19 protein-coding genes and 1 tRNA gene are annotated in these 21,847 nt (G+C 56.0%); 11 read left to right on the forward strand and 9 right to left on the reverse strand.

Annotation, left to right across the window (positions count from 1 at the left end; genetic code table 11):
* Position 1: 1 nt before the first annotated feature.
* The 3 genes from argB to HUV30_RS11550 all read left to right on the forward strand — a co-directional run bounded on the left by argB (position 2) and on the right by HUV30_RS11550 (position 2,934).
* Positions 2 to 895, forward strand: a complete 894-nt coding sequence (gene argB, locus HUV30_RS11540; RefSeq protein ID WP_174405596.1) for an acetylglutamate kinase — start codon at positions 2 to 4, stop codon at positions 893 to 895.
* A 158-nt stretch (positions 896 to 1,053) separates the two neighbouring features.
* A complete protein-coding gene (locus HUV30_RS11545; protein WP_174405597.1) occupies positions 1,054 to 2,592 on the forward strand; it encodes a methyl-accepting chemotaxis protein in 1,539 nt (512 codons plus the stop codon).
* Positions 2,593 to 2,703: 111 nt separating this feature from the next.
* Positions 2,704 to 2,934 (forward strand): hypothetical protein, encoded by a 231-nt coding sequence (locus HUV30_RS11550; RefSeq protein WP_174405598.1) that lies wholly within the window; start codon positions 2,704 to 2,706, stop codon positions 2,932 to 2,934.
* 107 nt (positions 2,935 to 3,041) lie between these two features.
* Here HUV30_RS11550 and HUV30_RS11555 read toward each other — a convergent pair whose 3' ends face one another.
* Positions 3,042 to 4,319 (reverse strand): CgeB family protein, encoded by a 1,278-nt coding sequence (locus HUV30_RS11555; RefSeq protein ID WP_174405599.1) that lies wholly within the window; start codon positions 4,317 to 4,319, stop codon positions 3,042 to 3,044.
* Positions 4,320 to 4,334: 15 nt separating this feature from the next.
* The gene (locus HUV30_RS11560) at positions 4,335 to 5,573 is read right to left on the reverse strand and encodes a glycosyltransferase family 9 protein (RefSeq protein ID WP_174405600.1); all 1,239 of its coding nucleotides are present in this window, start codon (positions 5,571 to 5,573) and stop codon (positions 4,335 to 4,337) included.
* A 270-nt stretch (positions 5,574 to 5,843) separates the two neighbouring features.
* Here HUV30_RS11560 and HUV30_RS11565 point away from each other — a divergent pair, with 270 nt between their 5' ends.
* The 6 genes from HUV30_RS11565 (at position 5,844) to HUV30_RS11590 (ending at position 11,150) form a co-directional block, all read left to right on the forward strand.
* Entirely contained in the window at positions 5,844 to 6,533 is a 690-nt protein-coding gene (locus HUV30_RS11565) for a precorrin-2 dehydrogenase/sirohydrochlorin ferrochelatase family protein (protein ID WP_174405601.1), read from the forward strand.
* Complete coding sequence (locus HUV30_RS11570) at positions 6,520 to 7,341, forward strand: cytochrome C assembly family protein (protein WP_174405602.1); 822 nt, start codon at positions 6,520 to 6,522, stop codon at positions 7,339 to 7,341. Before HUV30_RS11565 ends, HUV30_RS11570 begins: the two co-directional genes overlap by 14 nt.
* 9 nt (positions 7,342 to 7,350) lie before the next feature.
* Entirely contained in the window at positions 7,351 to 8,664 is a 1,314-nt protein-coding gene (gene hemA, locus HUV30_RS11575; RefSeq protein WP_174405603.1) for a glutamyl-tRNA reductase, read from the forward strand.
* A 60-nt stretch (positions 8,665 to 8,724) separates the two neighbouring features.
* Positions 8,725 to 9,057: a hypothetical protein gene (locus HUV30_RS11580; protein ID WP_174405604.1), complete on the forward strand. Its 333-nt coding sequence runs from the start codon at positions 8,725 to 8,727 to the stop codon at positions 9,055 to 9,057.
* A gap of 198 nt (positions 9,058 to 9,255) precedes the next feature.
* Positions 9,256 to 10,395, forward strand: a complete 1,140-nt coding sequence (gene tilS, locus HUV30_RS11585; protein ID WP_174405605.1) for a tRNA lysidine(34) synthetase TilS — start codon at positions 9,256 to 9,258, stop codon at positions 10,393 to 10,395.
* 83 nt (positions 10,396 to 10,478) lie between these two features.
* Positions 10,479 to 11,150: an adenylate kinase gene (locus HUV30_RS11590; RefSeq protein ID WP_174405606.1), complete on the forward strand. Its 672-nt coding sequence runs from the start codon at positions 10,479 to 10,481 to the stop codon at positions 11,148 to 11,150.
* 172 nt (positions 11,151 to 11,322) lie between these two features.
* Here HUV30_RS11590 and ilvN read toward each other — a convergent pair whose 3' ends face one another.
* The 5 genes from ilvN to HUV30_RS11610 form a co-directional block, all read right to left on the reverse strand.
* A complete protein-coding gene (ilvN, locus tag HUV30_RS11595) occupies positions 11,323 to 11,613 on the reverse strand; it encodes an acetolactate synthase small subunit (protein WP_174405607.1) in 291 nt (96 codons plus the stop codon).
* A complete protein-coding gene (gene ilvB, locus HUV30_RS11600) occupies positions 11,606 to 13,285 on the reverse strand; it encodes an acetolactate synthase large subunit (protein WP_174405608.1) in 1,680 nt (559 codons plus the stop codon). Before ilvB ends, ilvN begins: the two co-directional genes overlap by 8 nt.
* Positions 13,286 to 13,405: 120 nt before the next feature.
* The gene (locus tag HUV30_RS18470) at positions 13,406 to 13,540 is read right to left on the reverse strand and encodes a hypothetical protein (RefSeq protein ID WP_269891400.1); all 135 of its coding nucleotides are present in this window, start codon (positions 13,538 to 13,540) and stop codon (positions 13,406 to 13,408) included.
* 183 nt (positions 13,541 to 13,723) lie between these two features.
* Positions 13,724 to 16,243, reverse strand: coding sequence for an ATP-binding protein (locus tag HUV30_RS11605; RefSeq protein WP_174405609.1), 2,520 nt, complete (start codon positions 16,241 to 16,243; stop codon positions 13,724 to 13,726).
* Positions 16,244 to 16,588: 345 nt separating this feature from the next.
* Positions 16,589 to 16,665, reverse strand: a tRNA-Met gene (locus HUV30_RS11610).
* 89 nt (positions 16,666 to 16,754) lie between these two features.
* Between HUV30_RS11610 and HUV30_RS11615 the strand changes: the two genes are divergently transcribed.
* Both HUV30_RS11615 and HUV30_RS11620 read left to right on the forward strand, forming a co-directional pair.
* Positions 16,755 to 17,477, forward strand: a complete 723-nt coding sequence (locus HUV30_RS11615) for a glycosyltransferase family 2 protein (protein WP_174405610.1) — start codon at positions 16,755 to 16,757, stop codon at positions 17,475 to 17,477.
* A gap of 402 nt (positions 17,478 to 17,879) precedes the next feature.
* Positions 17,880 to 18,551, forward strand: a complete 672-nt coding sequence (locus HUV30_RS11620) for a TVP38/TMEM64 family protein (protein WP_243452162.1) — start codon at positions 17,880 to 17,882, stop codon at positions 18,549 to 18,551.
* 361 nt (positions 18,552 to 18,912) lie between these two features.
* Here HUV30_RS11620 and HUV30_RS11625 read toward each other — a convergent pair whose 3' ends face one another.
* Entirely contained in the window at positions 18,913 to 20,361 is a 1,449-nt protein-coding gene (locus HUV30_RS11625; protein ID WP_174405611.1) for a TrkH family potassium uptake protein, read from the reverse strand.
* Between the two features lie 6 nt (positions 20,362 to 20,367).
* Complete coding sequence (gene trkA / locus HUV30_RS11630) at positions 20,368 to 21,765, reverse strand: Trk system potassium transporter TrkA (RefSeq protein WP_174405612.1); 1,398 nt, start codon at positions 21,763 to 21,765, stop codon at positions 20,368 to 20,370.
* Positions 21,766 to 21,847 lie beyond the last annotated feature (82 nt).

The following is a 21,847-nucleotide window of genomic DNA, read 5'->3' on the forward strand; positions in this document are numbered from 1 at the left end:
CATGGACCAGCATGAAAAAGACAAAATGAAGTCGCGGGTTCTTATCGAATCCCTGCCCTATATGCGTCAGTTCCACGGCGAGACCGTCGTCATCAAGTACGGTGGCCATGCAATGAAGGACGCTGAACTCGGCCGTGCCTTTGCTCTTAACATCGTACTGCTCAAGTATGTGGGCATCAATCCCGTGATCGTTCACGGCGGCGGCCCCCAGATTGGCAGAATGCTGGAAGCGCTGAACATTCAGAGCCACTTCCGCGAAGGACTGCGCGTTACCGACGACGCCACCATGGACGTGGTGGAAATGGTGCTCGTGGGCAAGGTGAACAAGGAAATCGTGAACATGCTCAACCTTGCGGGCTGCAAGGCAGTGGGGCTTTCCGGCAAGGACGGCAGGCTCATCCGCGCCCGCAAGATGGAGATGGTAATAGAGAACTTCAAGCGCACGCCGGAAATTATCGACCTTGGCAAGGTGGGCGAAGTGGTCGGGGTGGAAACCTCTCTGCTCCGCTCGCTTGAGCGCGACGGCTATGTGCCCGTCATCGCCCCCGTTGGCGTGGATGATGAAGGCGTCACCTACAACATAAACGCAGACGCCGTGGCCGGTGCCGTGGCCGGTGCGCTCAAGGCAAAGCGCCTGCTGCTGCTCACCGATGTTGCCGGCATACTGGACAAGAACAAGGAACTGCTCTCCTCGCTCACAGTGCGCCAGGTTCACGGACTCTTCGAACAGGGAGTGTTGCAGGGCGGCATGATCCCCAAGGTCAAATGCTGCCTTGAAGCCCTTGAAGAAGGTGTGGAAAAGGCCATGATCATCGATGGCCGGCTTGAAAACTCCGTGCTCCTTGAACTCTTCACCGACAAGGGTATCGGCACGCAGATCACGCATGACGCGTAAGCCCCGCCCTTTTCCCGCATCACAACAGACAGGCCCCTGCCGCTTCATGCAGCAGGGGCTTTTCCATTTCTTCATACAGCAAATATCATACTCAGTATTGGTACTTCGATTATACTGGTTAGTAATCAAAACTACCAGATCAGGTCATGGAGGCTTCCGTGAGCATTCGATTTCGACTGATACTTCCTGTATGTGCGCTGTTCCTCATCATCGTCGTCATGTTCGGCGGTACGGTATACGTTACACAGGATCAGGCAAAAGACGGGCTTGCCATCAACCTTGGTGGCAGACAGCGCATGCTGACCCAGAAGATTGCGAAGGAAACGTTGAGCTTCATAAGTGCGGACGACAAAGCCGCCGCAGAGAAACAGGTCCGCTCTTCCATGCAGATATTTGAAGTATCACTTGAAGCACTTGCAAATGGTGGCAGCGCCCCCCTCACTCTGGACATGGCCGGTCCCAAAGGCCTACTCCCTGCCCCCCCACCTGATGTGCACCTGCAGCTTGTTACCGGCAAGGAACTCTGGACCGAATACAAGGGCATGATTGAAGCAGCGTTGAAGAACGACACCAAGGTCGCCCGCAAGATCCCGGCCTTCAGCGTGCAGGTTCTGGCCGCCATGAACAAGGCCGTGGTCATGCTGCAGGCAAAGGCGGAAGCAAACATACGCACCCTGCTCATCATTCAGGCAAGCTGCCTCAGCTTTGCCATACTTGCGGCCACCGCTATCCTGATCACCCTCAAAAAGCGCATTCTCGCTCCACTGGCCCAGTGCCTGGGAGCCGCCAAGAATGTTGCGGGAGGTAATCTGGACACCCACATCCACGTGCCGGGCAACGACGAACTCGGTACTCTGGGCCATGCTCTGCAGACCATGATTGATCAGACCAGCCGGGTCGTCGCCAGTGTGCAGTCCAGCTCCCTGAGCCTGAACACGAGCATGAGAGAGCTTTCCAGATCAAGTCAGACCCTCTCGGAAGGTGCAACAGAACAAGCGGCAGCGGTTGAAGAAATCTCGGCCTCTGTTGAAGAGATGACCGCAAATATCAAACAGAATGCAGAAAACACGCGCAAGACAGAGCAAATGGCATTGCAGGCTGCCAAGGATGCCGAAGAAGGGGGAGAAGCGGTCAACAAGACCGAAGCGGCCATGAAGACCATTTCTGAAAAGATTGTCATTGTTGAAGAAATCGCACGGCAAACCAACCTTCTGGCACTGAATGCCGCCATAGAAGCCGCACGGGCAGGCGAACACGGCAAGGGCTTTGCCGTTGTGGCATCGGAAGTACGCAAACTGGCCGAACGCTCCGGAGCGGCTGCCTCGGAAATTAGTTCTCTCTCCATTGGCAGTGTAAAAATCGCACAGGAAGCTGGTGCAAAACTGCGCTCGGTCGTCCCCAACATACGGGAAACCGCAGGGCTGGTTCAAGAGATCACCGCTGCCAATAACGAACAGTATGCCGGTGCGGAACAGGTGAACAAGGCCATCCAGCAGCTGGATTCCGTCGTGCAAAGCAACGCGTCCGCCTCGGAAGAACTGGCAGCTTCATCCGTGCAACTCTCCGATCAGGCGCAAAATCTCAACGATGCCATCAGCTTCTTCTCACTTGGAGGGATAGCCCACACCCCCAATACCGCAATGGCCGCTTTGCCTCCAAGTGAAACCAGCTATGAACACGATGATGATTTCGATTAGCAACTCATTGAAATAGTGATAGTTACACTGCGAAAACTTGACAAAACCTATTTCCGACCTATTCTATAAGGTATAACCGGAACTGTTACCGGAGATAAGGAGGTTAACGCCATGACAGCTACCCCCTATACTACCTTGAAAAACAACTTTGAAAAAGCAATGCTCTGCACCGCCTTTGCAGAGGCTAATACGGATTGCCCGTGTCCCGAACAGAAAGAACATGAAGATACGAGCAGGAAGAACGAGAATACCGAAACCTTCAAGGACACATTAACCTGCATAGCCTACGCTGAGGCAGATACAGACTGCCCCATCGACACAAAGAAAAACTCCGTACAATAGCAGATAAACAACCGGACTAGAGAATACAAGCGGGAGCATACCATGTATGCTCCCGCTTTCATTTGAAAAAGTCTTCAACCACAGATTTTAAAGGCTGAAACTTACACCTATTGCTGGTACTGCTTCTTCCACTCGTCCAGAAACAACACAGCTGTTTCTACAGAGGAAAGCTGCCCGTTCTGCTGGCGGATGGCCCAGACAATATCCTGAAATGCCGCATCGGCAGGAATGCCCAACCGCTGCATGAGGGCAGCAAGCTCTTCGCGCAGTTCCGCGGGGATATCCGCCGGAAGGGCGGCAGATTCCTTGCGCGGAGCAGGCCAGCCCTCGCGGCGCGAGGCAATGAACTCCGTCAGGGTTCGCATACGCGCGGCATAGGTGTGATCGCGCAGCACGCGGGCCTTCGCTTTTTCCGCCACGGCAACCCGTGCGGATTCATCGCCAAGATAGGTCTGGATCTTGTCGAGCAGTTCCTCCATGGAACCAAAGGTGACAAGCTCGTCACTATCAAACAGGTCGCGCATGAGCGTGCGCCTGTCCACAAGCTGGAAGGCACCACAGGCGGCAAGCTCAAAGGTGCGCGGGTTGACGAAGTCTCCGCCGCTTACCAGTTCTCTGGCGTCCACGCTGGAATGCAGGTTCAGGTTGATCTTGGTGGCGTTGTAAATCTTCACACAATCTTCAGAAGAAATGCGTGCGCCCTTCATCTGCACATGGCGCTCAAGCAGAGGTTCACCATCCCATTCCGTTCCCCATATCTTGAAATCAAGATGTGTCAGCTGCCTGAAGGCAATGCGGCGGTTCGGATAGCCCGCCCCGAGAAAGGAGACATCCGAACCGTACTTGCGCTGCTCCGCCGAGCTCAGTTCCAGCTTCCTGTGCATGGAAGGCAGCGCCGCCATGGGCAGATACAGCGCATTCTCGACACCTATGTCGCGCAACTCGCTGAGGAACGGCTCATGCTGAATAACCGCAAAAAAGTCATAGAATGGTGCAAACCCGCGCCAGTAGGTAAAAAGCCGGTAGTCTTCCACAAACCACATGGCCGTGGCCACCCCGTCTTTACGCAGGCGCTTCAATGCCTGACGGTTCAGCGGAGCCTGCGCAAGACAGAGCACCAGATCGGGTTCAAAGGTCTCCACCTTGGCGAGCACGGCCTGTGAGACAACCTGCAGAAAGCTGTTTTCCAGATATTCGAGCCTGTCCGTGGTAACACGCAGGTCCTTCAATGCCGAAAAGGCGGAATGGAACGAGGGGGCTTCAAAAACCTCCACCGTGTGCCCCTGTTCTTTCAGCCCCTCAACGCAAAAACGTCCCACGGGCAGAGAACCACCATACAAGGGAAGCACAACCAGAACTCGCAGAGAATGTGCCAAGGCTGTCATTACGCTATCCTTTTTCTATAAATCACCGGCAAGCCCGGCGTTATCTTGCGGGAGCATCCAGTCGGATTCCTGAAACAGCAAAGCCGCCTGCGCGTTATCACCTATGGAAGCCAGCTCCATAAGCCCGAAGCGTTCGGCCACAAGGCCGCGCTGGTCCTTGCGCTGCGGCGAGGCATCGTCCTGTCCGAACACGGGCATATATGTCACGCCCACAGCGTCGAGCATACTCACCTGCCCTATCACATTGGCGGGATAATCGTCATCGAACTTGCCCGCCAGAATCTTCAGGAACTTCGGATCGGCAAACACATTCAGACACTGCGTGTTTATGGGACAGGGGCGTGATTCAAGACAGGGAGAACACGGCAGCACGGCCTGCCAGATGCGGTGACCGAGGCCATAGGGGCCGGTTTCATGCGACCATGCCGAAGAAAGAAAGAATGCCTGCACGGGGGTGCCCAAGTGCGCCGCAAGGTGCATGGTGCCGGTATCGGGCGTGAGCACCACATCCAGTGCGCCCACGCAGTCCAGCAGCCCGGCAAAGTCCGTGCGCCCCACAAGGTTTTCCGTACGCTGCAGCAAGGGACCGTCAAATTTACGCATGAGCTGGCTGCCCAGTTGAGCCTCGGCCTTTGTTCCCAGCAGGGTCACCTTGGGGCCGCCGTGCGCCTCGAAAACGGCCTGCACGCAATCCGCAAGCATGTTCACGGGCAGGGAACGACGCGAATTGCGTCCGGCAAGCACCACACCGATGCCGCCCCCCTTACGCATGGCAATGGGGTTCACCGCCTCAGGCACAATGGGGTCCGGAGCCAGCAGACCCCAGAAATCCATAAGGTTCAGCGGGCTGGTACGCCGGTTGCGTGTCCAGCGGAAAGCAAGACGCATCCAATGGTCTTTCAGAGGCTGGCCGCCTTCTGTGCGATACCCGTGCACAACGGCCGGATCAAAAAGTGTGGCCATGGCAAAGTTAAGGCCTGAAAAATTGAGGTTGAACACACCGTCAAACTTCTCGGCCTGCATTGCCGCAAACAACGGCAGGTTTGCAGCAAGCACCTCTTCCGCCGTTGTTGTCCCGTGTGCCTGAATGCCATGCACCCGCACATCGGGATAGATGAGAGAAGCAAGGGAAACGAGCGAGCGGTCTATACACAGGTGAACTTCGTTGCCCCCCTGCTGCAAGGACAGGATAAGCCGCTTCGTCTGCAGCAGGTCGCCGAACCGGGCCAGCTGAATAACCAGATATTTCGACATGTTTATTCCATATCATCCTTCCGGCCATACCGCCGGAGTCCGCAACCTTCATCCATGCACCGCAAAGCAGTGCCATTTCCCTTGCCGCCCGAAGGCCGCCTACGCAAAGGAAAAGAACAAAAAACTGCCCTATTTCCCCGACATCATTACCGGATCAGGCCGCATACGGCAAGGGTGGCCCGCAGAGGGAGCGTCACTTCCTCCCGCGTAAGTCTGAAACATCTTCAAATTCATGTTTTACTTTACGGTTACGGCTCTGTATAAAGCCCCATGCGGTATTATCCAACCTTTCTAGACATGCGTGGCAAACGGTGCCTCATAGTGGGTATCGGCGACGTGGGACGCCGCAAACTCGCGTCGTTGCTTGCTGCAGAGCCTGTAGAGATTCTGGTGCTGGACACCTTCCGTCTTGACGGTATTACCGATCAGGAGCTGAAAGACCTGCTTTCGCACCCTGCTGTCACCTATCAGGACCGGCCCTTTACCGCCTCCGATGTTCTGGGGCGGGCTCTGGTCTTTGCCTGCACGGGCAGCCGTACTGTCAATGAATCCGTTGCCCTTGCCTGCCGGAACCACTCCGTGCTGTGCAATGTCATAGATGCCCCTGAAGAAGGGGACTTCATCGTGCCTGCCCATTTCGAAGCGGGCGAGCTTATTGTGGCACTGAGCACGGGCGGCAACAGCCCTGCGCTTGCACGCCGCATCCGCATGGAACTGCAGGAATTCGTGGGCAACCGCTTTTCCGGCATGGTTGTGCTCATGGGTCGTCTTCGTCCGCTTGTCCTTGCGCGCGGCGAAGAGACAGGGCAGAATACCAAGCTGTTTCGAACCATCGCAGGTTCCGGCCTTATGGACGCTTTGCAGAGCAAAGACAGGACCGGTGCCGAAACAATACTGACAGAACTGTTACCGCAAGAACTGCACCCCCACATAGGAGAGTTGCTGCATGAACTTGTCTGAGCTGTTCTCCCTGCTCATCATCGTCCTGTATGCCCTTGGCACCCTGCTGATCATAGCCGGAACGGTGCTGAGGAAGGATCAACTCAAAAAGCTGTCCAACTGGTCAGCCGTTGCGGGCTTTGCGCTGCACAGCGGCATGTTGCTTTTTGCCATGATGGGCAGCGATTTCGACCTGTCGAAGGGATACTACATTCAGTTCCTTTCATGGAGCCTGCTGTTCATCTACTTCTTCCTGTGGTGGCGCATGCGCCTTTCGTTCCTCGGCCTCACGGCATCGCCACTGGCCATGCTTCTGTTCATAGGCTCCTTTACCCTCACCACCGTGCAGGGCAAACTGCCTGAAGAATGGACCGGCATGTTCTTCGGCCTGCATATAGGCACCCTGTTCCTCAGCTTCGGCCTGCTGGCCATGGCCTTTGGCGCGGGGCTCATCTTCATCCGCCTGGAACGCAAGATTAAAACCAAGGAACAGCTCACCGATTTTGACAAGGATATGCCCGCGCTGGCCACCTTTGACCGCGTGAACCACGTTGCCGTCATGGCCGGCTTCCCCTTATATACCATCGGCATGGCCTCCGGCTTCATATGGGCCCGCCTTGCATGGGGACGCCTGCTTTCGGCCGACCCCAAGGAAATAGTTTCCATTTTCGTCTGGTTTGTCTTTGCATGGCTGTTCCATCAGCGTCTTGCCGCCGGATGGCGAGGACGCAAGGCAGCCAAGGCCGTTATCTGGCTGTTTGCCATCAGCGTTTTTTCTCTCATCGGGATCAACGTCTTCATGCCTACCCACCACAGCTTCATTCAGTAGTAATTCATCATGGATCGCGACATCTATCTTATCGGCCTCAATCACAAGACTGCCACGGTTGAAGTGCGTGAAAAATTCGCACTAACCGACTGTAAGCATCTGGAACCGGGCGTTGTTCCCGTTGAAGGGTGCATCAAGGAAGCCATGGTCCTTTCCACCTGCAACCGCGTGGAAATCATCGTGGTGGGAGAAGGCGACGGCGTCATCAACCACGTCATAAAGTGCTGGGCTGACGCCCGCGGACAACGCGTGGACGACCTTGAACCATACGTCTACAAGCACAAGGGGCTGGATGCGGTGCAACACCTGTTCACCGTTGCTTCCAGCCTTGACTCCCTCGTTGTGGGCGAACCCCAGATTCTGGGCCAGCTCAAGACCGCATACCACGAGGCTGTGGACCGCAACGCCACCCGTGTCATCCTGAACAGGCTGCTGCACAAGGCATTCTCCGTTGCCAAACGGGTACGCACCGAAACAGGTGTGGCCTCAAGCGCTGTTTCCATTTCCTATGCCGCCGTTGAACTGGCAAAGCGCATTTTCGGCGACATGAGCGAATATTCCGCCATGCTCATCGGCGCCGGTGAAATGGCAGAACTTGCTGCCACGCACCTGCTGAACAACGGCATCAAGAAAATCTACGTTGCGAACCGCACCTTCGAGCGCGGGCAGTTGCTCGCCGAGCAGTTCAACGGCGAGGCCATAGCCTTTTCCGACCTGTTCACCCAGCTGGAGAAGGTGGATATCATTATCTCGTCCACGGGTGCCCACGAGGCCATCATCCGGGCCAAGGACATTCGCAACGTCCTGAAGAAACGCAAGAACCGCCCCATGTTCTTCATCGACATCGCCGTGCCGCGGGACATAGACCCGGACGTGAACGGGCTGGACAACGTCTATCTCTACGACATTGACGACCTGAAGGAAGTGGTCGAGGAAAACCTCGCCCAGCGGCAGGAAGAGGCCCAGAAGGCCCGTGCCATTGTGGAAAGCGAAACCCAGACTTTCAGCAAGTGGCTGCGCTCGCTGGAGCTGCAGCCCACCATCGTGGACCTTGTGAACCGTTCCGAGGCCATTGTCGAAGAAGAGCTGATAAAGTGTATGAAGCGCCTTGATGGCGCCAACGGTGATACCGAAAAGGTCCTGCGCTGCGCCATGATAGCCGTGGCCAAGAAAATGAACCATGAGCCCATATCCTTCCTCAAGCGCAGACATGAGGAAGAAGAGGCCGGGGACCGCTATATCGACATTACGCGGCGCATGTTCAATCTGGATAACGATTCCGTACACGACCTTGCCCACGGGCACCGCCGCAGGAAGAACTGAGTATCCTCCTGTCCGGTACCATCCAGCATCATTACGCGCACTGAAATTCGGAGTTTACGCATGCGACTGTACGTTTTTGAAGACCTGACCGCGGAAGACCTCAAGAAGGTAAAAGACCATCTGGACGCCATGGAACTTTCCGGCAGTATGCCCGGCATATACTGGCTCCCCCTGCCCAAGGCCATGCTCAGCGATGTGCAGCTTGAACACACGGACTGCGCTCCGCACTGCATGGCACTGGAAATAGTGGGCGATTCCCTGCGCCTTGAACTACTGGTGCGGGCCCGCAACAAACTGCGCTGCGAGTGTGTTGCCTATCCTTCGCCCGAACTGCGCACGCATATGCTCCAGTACATGGACGACATGCTCATGGACCTTGGCATTTACGTGTAACACGCGCCCTCTTCCGGAAAAACCTGCCAGCAGCACGCGTCCGGAACAAGGCGTCTCTGACAATGATGTTTTCGCAGCCCCTTCCGTGTGTACACACCAGAAGGGGCTTGCTTTCTCAAGGCCCAATTCGTCCGTACCATTCGTCCGGTACTGCTCACAGGGTACAGCTCACACGGACACAACGTGAGGGTAAACAACATGCGCACACAACCACCCGCCCATCTCCCCGCCGCATTGCGCGAGCTGACACCAGCTCAGGCGCGTCTTTGTCTGCATGTCGAGCAATTCATCCGCCAAGGCATGGGCCTTACCGGAGAAGCGCTCTCGGGCAAGGGGCTTCTTGTCGCCTGCTCGGGCGGATGTGATTCCACCGCCCTGCTCATCATTCTTCGCTGCCTGCAGGAGCGCCTTGGCTGCCGCCTTGCCGTGGCACACCTTGATCATCGTCTGCGGCCGGAATCGTCCGCTGAGGGCGTCATCGTACAGCAGCGCTGCGCAGCCATGGGCATTCCCTGCACGCTCGGCTCAGAAGATGTTGCAGCACGCGCGCTGGAGGCCGGAACCGGCATTGAGGAAGCTGCCCGCAACGCCCGATACGCCTTTCTGGAAAAAGCCCGCGTGGAATCAGACTGCGACTACATAGTCACAGCTCACCATCTCAACGATCTTGCGGAAGACATGCTCATGCGGCTCATGCGCGGAACCGGCTGGCCCGCATTGGGGGGTATGGAAGCTACCTGCATGGATCGCCGCCTCATCCGCCCTCTGCTTGTGACAGAAAGGAACAAGCTTGAAGCCTTTCTAGAAGAGTCCGGCATACCGTGGTGCGAAGATAGTTCCAACAGCGACCCGACCTATCTGCGCAACAGGGTCAGGGCCGAATTTCTGCCTCTTTTCATGCGGGAAAACCCCGCGTTTCTCTCTTCAGTTGCCGGTCTATGGCGGCTGGCACGGACAGACGCTGACTACTGGCAGCATGCGGAAGACAACATTCTTGCATCGTTGGATAAAAGTACTTCTTCCAGAGATTCTCTGGAAGACCGTTCGGAATATACCTCCGCTCCCCGCGCGGCATGTCCCGCCGGCAGCACGGCAGAGGCTGCAGCCCCCGCCCCCATAGTACTCCCCCGCACGGTACTATCCTCTGCGGACAAAGCGCTGCGATTGCGGGTGTATAAACGATGTCTAGACAAACTCGGCACCGGTCAGGCACTTCTGGAAGGGCTGGAACGGCTGGATGCCGTATGGTTGCGCAACGAAGGGGGCAAAACCATCCAGTTTCCCGGTAGTAAAACAGCGACGATCACGGGCGGAAATATTCTGTTTTCACGCGGATAATCAGGATTTTCCCTGCCCCGCCGTTGACAGTAAGTCTTGCTTCACGCTAAGAGCATGTGAAATATATGACAAGGAGGAATGAGGTGAATATTCTCACTTTCGGACCTAACGGCAGCGGCAAGGGCACCCAGGGTGCTCTGGTGAAGAAGAAATACAACCTTGACCACATCGAATCCGGTGCAATCTTCCGTCAGCACATCGGCGGCGGCACCGAACTCGGCAAAAAGGCCAAGGAATACATCGACCGCGGCGACCTCGTACCGGACGACATCACCATTCCCATGGTTCTGGAAACCCTGAAGGGTGCCGGTCCCAACGGCTGGCTGCTCGACGGTTTCCCCCGCAACATGGTTCAGGCCGAGAAGCTGTACGACGCTCTTCGCGCTGAAGGTATCAAGCTGGATTACGTCATCGAAATCCTCCTGCCCCGCGAAGTTGCCAAGAACCGCATCATGGGCCGTCGTCTCTGCAAGAACGACAACAACCATCCCAACAACATCTTCATCGACGCCATCAAGCCCAACGGCGATGTATGCCGCGTCTGTGGCGGTGCTCTGTCCTCCCGCGCTGATGACCAGGACGAAACTGCCATCAACAAGCGTCACGACATTTACTACAACACCGTGGACGGCACCCTCGCTGCTGCCTACTTCTACAAGGACCTCGCTGCCAAGGGCGAGACCAAGTACATTGAACTGAACGGCGAAGGCTCCATCGACTCCATCAAGGACACCCTTCTCGCTCAGCTCGCTTAATTCCCTCGTTCGTTACATACCCATGGGTACAATAAAGGCCCCCTGCTCTTGCAGGGGGCTTTTTTATTCCGGACAATCATCCCTCTCACAGACAACACCAGCTTTATGCAGACCTCTCCAATCGTGACCGGAGGGAGAGAACAGACATTCCTCTCCCTTTCATTATAGCGCACTAACGATTCATGACAGTGCCAAGCTGACTGAACACCCCGATATGCTCGCTGCTCACGCGCACGTCGTGCACGTCCTGCAGTTTGCGCATCTGCCGTATCATCTGCTCCAGCCGGTCATCCTCGTTCACCAGCAGCCATATGCGGCTCACTTCGCCACCGTTCAGGGGCAGACAGAGAATAGCTTCCACGTTGAAGGCCCGCCGGGAAAACAGGCCGCACACATGCGACATGACACCGGCGTGGTTGCTTACCGTTACATCAAGAACCGTGCGGGTAATCTGGCTAGACATTGATTTCTCCTTCAATCATCGTGCGGTTGGCTGCGCCTGGGGGTACCATGGGCAACACCCTTTCTTCCCTGCTCACGGGAACATGCACGAGACAGGGTCCACGCTGAGCAAAGGCCTCTCTGAGGACGGCATCGGGATCGCTGCAACCGGCCAGATTTACCGTGCGCCAGCCGAAACCTTCCGCAATCTTCATGAAATCCACTGCTATCTGATATTCAGATGAGAAGCAGTTGGCGTTGAAGAACAGCTCCTGCTGCTGGTGCACCAGCCCGAGGCAGTTGTTGTTCAGCAGCACCACGGTCACGTTCACCCGCTGTTCGGCAGCGGTGGCAAATTCCTGAATGTTCATGAGCAGGCTGCCGTCTCCGCTGAAGCAGATGACCTTGCGGTCCGGTGCGGCGAGCGAAGCGCCAATAGCCGCAGGCAGACCGAAGCCCATGGTGCCGAGCCCGCCCGAGGTAAGCCATTGCCGTTCCTGCTTGAAGGGGTAGCTCTGGGCAGTCCACATCTGATGCTTGCCCACGTCGGTACAGACGATGGTGTCGTCTTCAACCAGTTCACCGATTCTGCGGATGAGCTTCTGGGGACTCTCATACCCACCTTCGAGCGGTGCCATCTGGGGAAAGGCGTTTCTGAGCGCGGTAATGAAGTCCATCCACTCGGTTCTCGGATTGGGCTGCACATTGGGCAACAGGGCATCCATCACTTCGCAGATATCGCCGAGAATGCCCACGGAGGCCGTGCGGATCTTGTCAATTTCGCTGTGGTCGATATCAATGTGAATAACCCTGGCCGACGGGCAGAATTCCTGCACCTTGCCGGTGGCACGGTCATCAAAACGGACACCGGCCGCGATGATGAGATCGCAGGCCTCCAGCGCCATATTGGTATAACGCTCCGCATGCATGCCCAGCATGCCGATGGACAGAGGGTGATCCTTGGGAATGGCACCAAGGCCCATGAGGGTCATGGTCACCGGCATGGCCGACCGTGTGGCCAGTTCCAGAATCCTGTCGCTGGCACCTCCGGCAACCACACCACCGCCGACCCACAGCACGGGGCGCTTGGCCGAATTGATCATCTCGACCGCAGATTCAAGGTCCGCATCATAGGCTCTTGGGGCGGGGTCCGGCTCACCGATCTCAGGCCACTCGGCAAAGCTCACTTCACCAACCTGAATGTCGCGGGGAATGTCTATCAGAATGGGGCCGGGGCGACCTGAGGAGGCAAGGCGGAAGGCCTCCGGAATCACGGCGAGCAGTTCCGCGCCGGACCGCACAAGAAAGTTGTGCTTGGTAATGGGAATGCTCATGCCGTAGGTATCCACTTCCTGAAACGCATCCGTTCCCATCAGCATACTCGGCACTTGCCCGGTAATGCAGATAACGGGCACCGAATCCAGCTTGGCGTCGGCGATAGCCGTGAGAATATTGGTGGCTCCGGGGCCGGAAGTGGCAAAACAGACTGCGGGCTTGCCCGTGGTCCGTGCCATGCCCTGCGCGATGAATCCTGCCCCCTGCTCGTGACGGGCCAGAACGTGATGGATAAGTGAACTGCGTGAAAGCGCATCGTACAAGGGCAGATTCGCCCCGCCGGGTATGCCGGAAATGATCCGCACTCCCTGCCGTTCAAGCAAATGTATGGTAAGCTCTGCGCCGGTCATCCTGAACATTGTGCACTCCTCTTCTGACCCATTTTCTCAACCGGCGGGGGGGGTGGGTCAAAACAAGAACCCCCGCCGGTGCCTGAGCGCTGGCGGGGGTTTATTCCAGTGTTGTACTGAACGAGCCCGTTACATCGCTGAGGCACCGACGCCATGCAAGACGACGACGTTGACGACGACATTGACGACGACCACTAGAACAACCACAGCCTGCATCAGGCTGTCAGCGATAGCTGCAAAGGTGTTTCCGGTGGTATGTCGCATTGGGTTCTCGTTCCTATTCAGGAAATAAGTTTGTTCATGAAAAGTAGTGCCGGAAGAGCAAAAATGTCAAGGCATAGAGCACAATTGCTGGGGAGTGCCGTGATTACTCCGGTGAACGGTCAAAAACAGCCGGTGAACGGCAACCACGGTTCCAGCCCCAAGCACTGTTCTGCCAGCCGAAAACTAATTCTGCTGCGCCATAATCCCGTCAATTGTCTTGAGAAGTACCTGACAATCCACAGGTTTGGGCAGATAGGCGTCCATTCCCGAAGCAATGAACCGGTCCCTGTCTCCTGCCATGGCATAGGCTGTGAGCGCGATAACCGGTATGAGCCGCCTGCGTTCGCCCACTTCCCCTTCGCGAATGGCTTTTACAGCTTGCAGGCCGTCCATTACGGGCATCTGTATGTCCATGAGAACAAGGTCAAAGTCCTTTTCACGCAGCGCCTCAAGCGCCTGCTTGCCATCACCGGCAATATAGGCGGTTGCTCCGGCGTTCTCCAGCTGCCGTGCCACAAAACGGGCACTCAGGGTATCGTCTTCCACAACCAGCACGTGATAAGGCAGCCGTCTTATCCCCTGCGCGGAAAGCACATCTCCCACCTGTTCCGCCAAGGCTTCCACCCGCTGGAAGGGAAGCGAAATGTAGAAGGTGGAGCCAACGTATTCTTCTGTCTCAACACACAACTCCCCGCCCATAAGGGCCACAAGGCGTTTCACAATGGACAACCCAAGCCCCGCTCCCTGAAAATGTCTGGTACAGCTTCCTTCAGCCTGACTGAACGGTTCGAACATCCTGACCAGATTATCATCACTGATACCTATTCCCGTATCGCTTATCGAAAACAGAATGCGCAGGTCTCGATTATCGCATGTTGGCAACGCTCCTACATAGATATCCACAGAGCCCGTTTTGGTGAACTTCAGTGCATTCCCCACAAGGTTGTTAAGCACCTGATGCACTTTGGTAGCATCCCCCCAAAGCATGGGCGGCACCGCAGATGCTATCTCAAGATTCAGTATGACGTTGGTCTGTCTTGCAGCCGGAAAGAACAACTGCCACACGGCCCGCACCGTATCCGGAAGCGAGAACGATTCCACCTTGAGTTCTTCCTTGCCCGCCTCGATACGGGAAAGGTCCAGAATGTCGCCTAAAAGCCGGGTGAGCCGCCTGCACGACTGCGTGGCAAGCACAACAAAATCTTCCTGTTCAGCATTCAGGGGGGTATCCGTCAGAATCTGCAGGGTACCCATGACGCCGTTCAGCGGAGTACGCAATTCATGGCTCATATTGGCAAGAAACTCGGACTTGGCCCTGTTTGCTGCATCGGCCTCTTCCTTGCTCTGCTTGAGTTCCACATTTCTTTCAGTCAATTTGCGTATCAGAGCCAACTTCTCCATGGTGACCGATGTCAGGTCAGCGAGAGACTGCAAGGCCTGCACGACAGAGTCATCCGGCACGTTACGCTTCGCCCAGTATATGCCTATGCATCCCAGAGGTGCCGCGGACCGGATGGGAACCATGGCCATACTTTTTACAAAGGTCTTACGGTACACGTCTGCCGGAATGCGGGGATCATCAAAGACATCCGGAATGATTACTGCCTTCCGGTTCTGCATAACCCAGCCGCTTATGCAAAGCTTTTGCGGAAACCGTTTTCCCTTCCATAACGGCGCTATGGCTTCTTCATCTGCATAGAAACAGTTATCGTCTTCATTATGCACAAAGGTGGCCCCGTCAGCTCCGGCTATCTGCCTAGCGGCACGGCTTACGATTCCACGCACCTCCTCAATGCTGGCGGCAAGAGAAAGTTTGTTTGCCGCATCTGCCAGCAACCCCTGCTCCCGGGCCTTACGTTCATTCTCCTGCTCCGCGATTCTCCGCCTTGTAATATCCAAGGATATGCTGACAAGACCATCCACCACTCCGTCCTGATCCCGATGAGGATGCTTGACTGACAGGAAGTGCCGCTGGCCGTTCAAGGTCTCCGCCACTTCCTCAAACACACCTGTTTCTCCGCACTCAAGAACGGCTCTGTCATTGTCCACCTGCCCGCCGTCGACGGGAGAAGTAAACGTCAGAAAGGACATGCCGCCGAGCAGATTATCCTTCCGTATTCCCGTCATGGAATATACGGCCGGATTAACGCCGAGCAGACGCCCCCGCCTGTCCCGCGTATATACGAGAATATCCCGCGCAGCGAAGGGACCACCAAAAATCTCTTCAGGAAACTGAATCCAGTGCTTATCACCCAGATTCTCAGTGCATGCCGCCGCACCCATGACAGGCGCACCGGCAGAATCGGCTTGGCTAAACGAACCGCTTTCGGATGAACTTTGCTGCACTTCTTCAGCTACATTCTTACCGGGACGCTGCTCTGCCTTTTTCAGCCGTTCAAGGGCCTCACTGATGAGCAACCCCATCAGAATGAACATAATGGTGGAATACAGATCAGCAGTATTCTCAAAACCGAACGAACGCTGAGGCGTGATAAAGAAATACCACCCCAGCAGAGCCGAAAGGATTGTGGAAACCGCACCGCCGTGCAAGCCGGTAAGTCTGGCGCTGAAGAACACCGCCGGAAAGAACAACAGCCAGGTGAAGGGAGAAATACTGGCCCAGAGCACCCATTGCAGCCCGAGTGCCAACAAGGGGAAGAGAAGGACAAGGCTGACATTGTAAACACTGTTCGAAGCACGCATGGCTATCCTGCCTCTTTTTGCTACACAAAATCAGCGAGATGACTTCTGTCCTAACCCTGCGATCACGCGGAGAGCATGACAAAAGCCGGTCCGCCACGAGTAATGGCGCAACTCGCCGCCACAAAAATAGATTTATTTCTATTTATGGTTGTACGTAGCGAGGGGTATATCGTCAATGCCAATAAAAGACTTTCGCAGGTTGCGGAGGGACTAGGAATCAGTCCAAGCCGTCACAGCGGATAACGGCGGGATAGTGAGCAGGATACCAGGATGGGATACTAGCCTGTGCAGGGCGGGATAAACGGAAAAGGGTCCGGCAGCATTGCTGTCGGACCCATATTCTCTTGGTAGCGGGGGCCGGATTTGAACCGACGGCCTTCGGGTTATGAGCCCGACGAGCTACCGAGCTGCTCCACCCCGCGTCACGTGTGAGAGGGGGTTTACGTTGAAGCGGCTAATGTGTCAATCACTGATTTACAATAATCTCTCAATTCGCTATTACTTCCCGGTTATGACAACAATCAAATCACTATCCATAGTTGTTCCCGTATATAACGAAGAAGACAACCTCCCTATCCTGTTCGCCGAGATCGAACGCGCCATGTCGCGCACCGACAAAGACTGGCATGTCATCTTTGTGGATGACGGCAGCAAGGACAGAAGCCTTGAGGTCATGCGCCAGCTTGCGGAAAAGCACGATACTGTCCGCTATGTGGTCTTTGCCCAGAACTGCGGACAGTCTGCCGCCTTCAAGGCTGGTTTTGATGCCGCTACGGGCGACGTTGTCGTTACCATGGACGCCGATCTTCAGAATGACCCTGCCGACATCCCTGCCATGCTTCAGGAGTACGAGCGCGGCTTTGACATGGTCATCGGCTGGCGCGCAAAGCGTCAGGACTCCATTGTGAAAAAGATCGTCTCCAAGATCGGCAACGGCATCCGCAACCGCCTGAGCAATGAAACCGTCAAGGATACCGGCTGCTCCCTCAAGGTGATGCGCACCAGCATGGCGCAGCTCCTTCCCATGTTCACGGGTATGCACCGTTTTCTGCCCACGCTCATGAAGATGCAGGGCGCCAAGGTTGCCGAAGTTCGTGTAAATCACAGACCCAGACAGCATGGCGTATCCAAATACGGCGTGTGGGACCGCACCAAGGCCACCTTCTTCGACCTGCTGGCCATTCGCTGGATGCAGAAACGCACATTCCGCTATACGATCAGGGAACAGAAATAGACGGACGGCAAAGCAGGATACCGGATGGAATTCTGGCTGCACTGGACATGTACATTTATCGGGGCGGCCCTGCAGGCCGCCTCTGTCGTTCATCTGGCCTTCCGCCGGACCGGACAACAGAAGCGGAATGCCCTTTCCGCTCCCCCCCCTTTCGGAAACGAAAAGGGTAATACAGCCGAAACAACTTCGGCGTATGATCGCCTCCGGCTGGCTGCGGGTCTCGGCTCCTGCCTGCTCCTCGCCTTACAGGCCCTGCTGGACGGCGACCACGTTATGCTGACGGGACAGATGCTTCTGGCCCTCTTTTTCCTTACAGAACATCGGTACCGCCCTACGGTGCGATAACAGTCGCCTTGCTCCGCGACCTGCAAAGCGGAACATGACAGACGAGGACAGCACAGATTGATCAATGCAAAAACCAGAAAGGCCATCCTCAAGGCCTTTTTCATATTCGCTCTGCTGGCGGCAGCCATCTATCTTTTCAGAGTTTCCGGCCTCAATGAAGTGCTGGACAAGCATTGGATGGACGTGCACATCCGCGATCAGGGTATTTCCGGCGACCTGCTGTTTCTGGCTATTGCCGCAGGATTCACTGCGGTGGGCCTGCCCCGCCAGATAATCGGTTTTTTTGCGGGCTATGTTTTCGGGGCAACTATGGGCACCGTCATGGGAACCGTGGGAACCGCACTTGGCTGCGCCCTGTCCTTCTACTACGCCCGTTTTGCCGGACGCGAGGCCATTGAGCGCAGACTGGGCAAGAAGACGGCAAAGCTCAACGCCTTTCTGCAGCGCGACCCCTTCCAGATGACTGTGGTCATCCGCCTGCTGCCCGTGGGAAGCAATATCCTGACCAATCTTCTGGCGGGTATCACGTCCATATCCTCCCTCTCATTTCTCGGAGGCTCCGCGCTCGGCTACATCCCCCAGACCTTCATTTTCGCCCTGCTCGGCAGCGGAGTGAATGTTGATCCTGTCTGGCGCACCACTATCAGCGCCGTGCTCATGGTTGTTTCAAGCCTGCTCGGCTACCGACTCTACCGGAAATACCGGGTAGAATCCGAACTGGATGCATAAGAAAACGCCCCGCCGCACTCCGGCGGGGCGTTTTCATTTCGCATATCCCCTTTCGCAGTAGATAGAGATTCAGGGCTTCACCCGTCGTGCATTCATTCAGGAACACACCAAGCTGATAGCCCGTTATCTGACCTACCTTCTTTCTCCCGGCCCTGCCGCGCCTGACATCCTGCATCAGATCAATCACCATGAGCCCTATGCCGCTCCAGTTGCTCATGGTCAATTCAAGCCTCATCACGTCCGGACCGAATCCTCCACGCCTGCCGGCTTGATGCAGTGTCAAGCATAGCTCCCCGTCACAAAAAAGCGCTCTGCCGAATTACGACAGAGCGCTAAATGCGTCACTTCGAAGAAGTACAGTCTACTTGCGCCAGAACTCCGGCACAAAAAGGATGAACACAGTATAGATTTCAAGACGCCCGAGCAGCATGCACCATGTGAGCACCCACTTGGCGGCCAGCGGCAGATGTGCAAAGTTCTCTGCAGGGCCCACAGTACCAAGACCCGGCCCAATGTTGCCTATGCAGGCGGCAACAGCCGCAAAAGCCGTGAGCACGTCTATGCCCAGTGCAGTGAGCAGGAAGCTGGAAATGACAAACAGTCCCACATACAGAATGAAGAAGCCCCATATGCCGGACATGACCTCGGCAGGCACAATACGCCCCCCGAGCTTGATATGCTTCACCGCTCTCGGATGCACCAACCGGAACAATTCATGGTAGGCCTGTTTGAGCAACAGCAGCACACGCATGCACTTTATGCCGCCACCCGTTGAACCGGCGCACCCCCCAAGGAACATGAGGAAGAGAAGTAAGGCCTGCGGGAACGGCAGCCACAGCTCGTAATCCGCCGTGGCAAAACCGGTGGTTGTGCATATGGAAACCACCTGAAACGCCGCATGGCGGAACGATTCTGTCCAGGTATCGTAATTGCGGCCGTAGATAAACAAGGCAATCAGCACCGTGAAAATCACAGTTGCAACCGCATAGAACTTGAATTCGGAATCCTTCCAGAAACACTTCACGTCGCCGATCAACGCCCTGTAATGCAGGGAAAAGTTGGCACCGGCAATGAACATGAAGATGGTGATGACCCACTGGATATAGGCGCTGTCATAATGGCCGACGGACAGGTTCTTGGTGGAGAAGCCCCCCGTCGCCATGGTGCCGAAGGTATGGCAGATGGCGTCAAAGAGTGTCATGCCGCCGAACATGAGGAGTATGCACTGGACAACGGAGATGGCCACATACACCTTCCAGAGAACCGTGGCCGTATCCTTGATGCGGGGTTTGAGCTTGTCCGGCACGGGACCGGGAACTTCCGCCTTGTAAAGCTGCATGCCGCCCACCCCGAGGAAGGGCAGAATGGCCAGAGACATGACGATGATCCCCATACCGCCAAGCCAGTGTGTCAGGCTGCGCCACATGAGAATGCTGCGGGGCGTTGACTCAATGTCCGTCATGACGCTTGAGCCCGTGGTGGTGAACCCCGATATGGACTCGAACACGCAGTCCGTCCACGTGGGGAACACATCTGCCAGCAAGAAGGGCAACGCGCCTGCAAGTCCGGCACCGAGCCAGCCCAGGGCCACAATGGCCATGCCTTCACGGTGGTTCATGATCTGCTTGTCCTTGCGCCGGAACGCAAGAATGAGCAGCAGCCCCACACAGACGGAAATGAGCATGGAATGCACAAGGGGCCACAAACCGGAATCGCGATAATAGAGAGCCCAGCCGATGGGGAACAACATGGTCAACCCCACGGAAACAACCAGCGCCCCTATGACGTACAGACAATACGCAAATCGCATGCCGGCCTACAATTGCTTCAGTGTTACCGTCAGCGCCTGTTCAACACGCGAGACATTCTCACGCGTAGACAGAATGATGATACGGTCATCAGGCTGTATCATGCTGTCACCACTGGGAATGACAACTTCCTTGCCTCGCACAATGGCCAGCAGCAGCGTGCCGCGCGGCATGGCAAGATCCTTTACGGGTTTGCCCACAAGTTCGGAATCAGCTTGCGCAATGGCTTCAAGCGCCTCTGCGCCCTCACCCCGGATGGACACTGACGAGAGCACCTTGCCACGGCGGATATGGTGCAGGATAGAGTTCACGGCAGAAAGACGGGGTGAAACCGAATGATCAATGCCGATGGCACTCACCAGAGGCTGGTAGGCGACCTTGTTCACACGGGTTACCGTCTTCTTCGCGCCAAGATTCTTGGCAAGCAGTGAAGAGAGAATATTGGTTTCTTCGTCGGAGGTCAGCGAAATAACGGCATCCATCTCTCCCACGTTTTCTTCACGCAAGAAATCCTGATCGGTTCCGTCTCCGCGAAGCACAAGTGTGGAGTTCAGCTTTTCCGCCAGATACTGACAACGTGCTTCACTCTTGTCCACAAGCTTCACATGCAGGCCTTTGCGCTCAAACAGCACGGCCAGACGCAGCCCTATGTTACCACCGCCGATAATGAGCACATCACGCACCGGGGCCATATCACGGCCACAGACGCTGCGGACCACATCAAGACTGGTATCCTTGCACGCGAAATACACGATATCACCGGAAATGATTTCATCGCGTCCGCTCGGAATGATAAGGTCCTCGCCGCGGACGATTGCCGCAATGAGCACATTGGTATCCGGCACAACATCACGGAACGCCATCAGCTTCTTTCCAACCAGCGGTCCCTTTTCAACCCGAATGCCCACAAGTTTGACGCGACCTTCGGCGAACTCGCTGAAGTCTACGGCACCGGGCACGGCCAGCATGCGGTCGATGGCTTTGATGACTTCAATCTCGGGATTGATGATAGTGGAAATATTGAGCGGCTTGTTGGTGAGGGCATCCTGATAGAGGTTGTATTCCTCGTTTCGGATACGGGCGATCTTGATGGAATCCGGAGAAATGGCGTTGGCAAACAGGCAGGCGATGATGTTTATCTCGTCACTGTCCGTCACAGCCAGAAAAATATCAGCGTCCATCACTCCGGCATCGGAGAGAACGACAGGGCTGCAACCGGACCCTTGAAAAGTCTGCACGTCCAACACTTCGGAAACACGGCGTAGCGCTTCGGAACTCTGGTCAATGATGACCACTTCCTTGCTTTCCTGAGCCAGACGGTGGGCAATGTGGTATCCCACTTCGCCCGCCCCGACGATGACCACCTTGAGTTGTTCGACCCGCGGTGCACGACTGAAAAAACCCATGTTAGGTGTTTCTCCCTGATATGCCAAAGCCGGAACGCAAAAACAATTCACGAGTGGAACCAGCCTTTCACGCCGCTCAGGT

It is taken from the genome of Desulfovibrio subterraneus (genome assembly GCF_013340285.1).
Taxonomy (GTDB): Bacteria; Desulfobacterota; Desulfovibrionia; order Desulfovibrionales; family Desulfovibrionaceae; genus Halodesulfovibrio; species Halodesulfovibrio subterraneus.

Bases quoted from the DNA above. Each gene is read 5' to 3' on its own strand.
- argB (WP_174405596.1), top strand. From the start codon at position 2: ATGGACCAGCATGAAAAAGACAAAATGAAGTCGCGGGTTCTTATCGAA.
- HUV30_RS11550 (WP_174405598.1), top strand. From the start codon at position 2,704: ATGACAGCTACCCCCTATACTACCTTGAAAAACAACTTTGAAAAAGCA.
- HUV30_RS11555 (WP_174405599.1), bottom strand. From the start codon at position 4,319: ATGACAGCCTTGGCACATTCTCTGCGAGTTCTGGTTGTGCTTCCCTTG.
- HUV30_RS11560 (WP_174405600.1), bottom strand. From the start codon at position 5,573: ATGTCGAAATATCTGGTTATTCAGCTGGCCCGGTTCGGCGACCTGCTG.
- HUV30_RS11565 (WP_174405601.1), top strand. From the start codon at position 5,844: ATGCGGTATTATCCAACCTTTCTAGACATGCGTGGCAAACGGTGCCTC.
- HUV30_RS11570 (WP_174405602.1), top strand. From the start codon at position 6,520: ATGAACTTGTCTGAGCTGTTCTCCCTGCTCATCATCGTCCTGTATGCC.
- hemA (WP_174405603.1), top strand. From the start codon at position 7,351: ATGGATCGCGACATCTATCTTATCGGCCTCAATCACAAGACTGCCACG.
- HUV30_RS11580 (WP_174405604.1), top strand. From the start codon at position 8,725: ATGCGACTGTACGTTTTTGAAGACCTGACCGCGGAAGACCTCAAGAAG.
- tilS (WP_174405605.1), top strand. From the start codon at position 9,256: ATGCGCACACAACCACCCGCCCATCTCCCCGCCGCATTGCGCGAGCTG.
- ilvN (WP_174405607.1), bottom strand. From the start codon at position 11,613: ATGTCTAGCCAGATTACCCGCACGGTTCTTGATGTAACGGTAAGCAAC.
- ilvB (WP_174405608.1), bottom strand. From the start codon at position 13,285: ATGTTCAGGATGACCGGCGCAGAGCTTACCATACATTTGCTTGAACGG.
- HUV30_RS18470 (WP_269891400.1), bottom strand. From the start codon at position 13,540: ATGCGACATACCACCGGAAACACCTTTGCAGCTATCGCTGACAGCCTG.
- HUV30_RS11605 (WP_174405609.1), bottom strand. From the start codon at position 16,243: ATGCGTGCTTCGAACAGTGTTTACAATGTCAGCCTTGTCCTTCTCTTC.
- HUV30_RS11615 (WP_174405610.1), top strand. From the start codon at position 16,755: ATGACAACAATCAAATCACTATCCATAGTTGTTCCCGTATATAACGAA.
- HUV30_RS11625 (WP_174405611.1), bottom strand. From the start codon at position 20,361: ATGCGATTTGCGTATTGTCTGTACGTCATAGGGGCGCTGGTTGTTTCC.
- trkA (WP_174405612.1), bottom strand. From the start codon at position 21,765: ATGGGTTTTTTCAGTCGTGCACCGCGGGTCGAACAACTCAAGGTGGTC.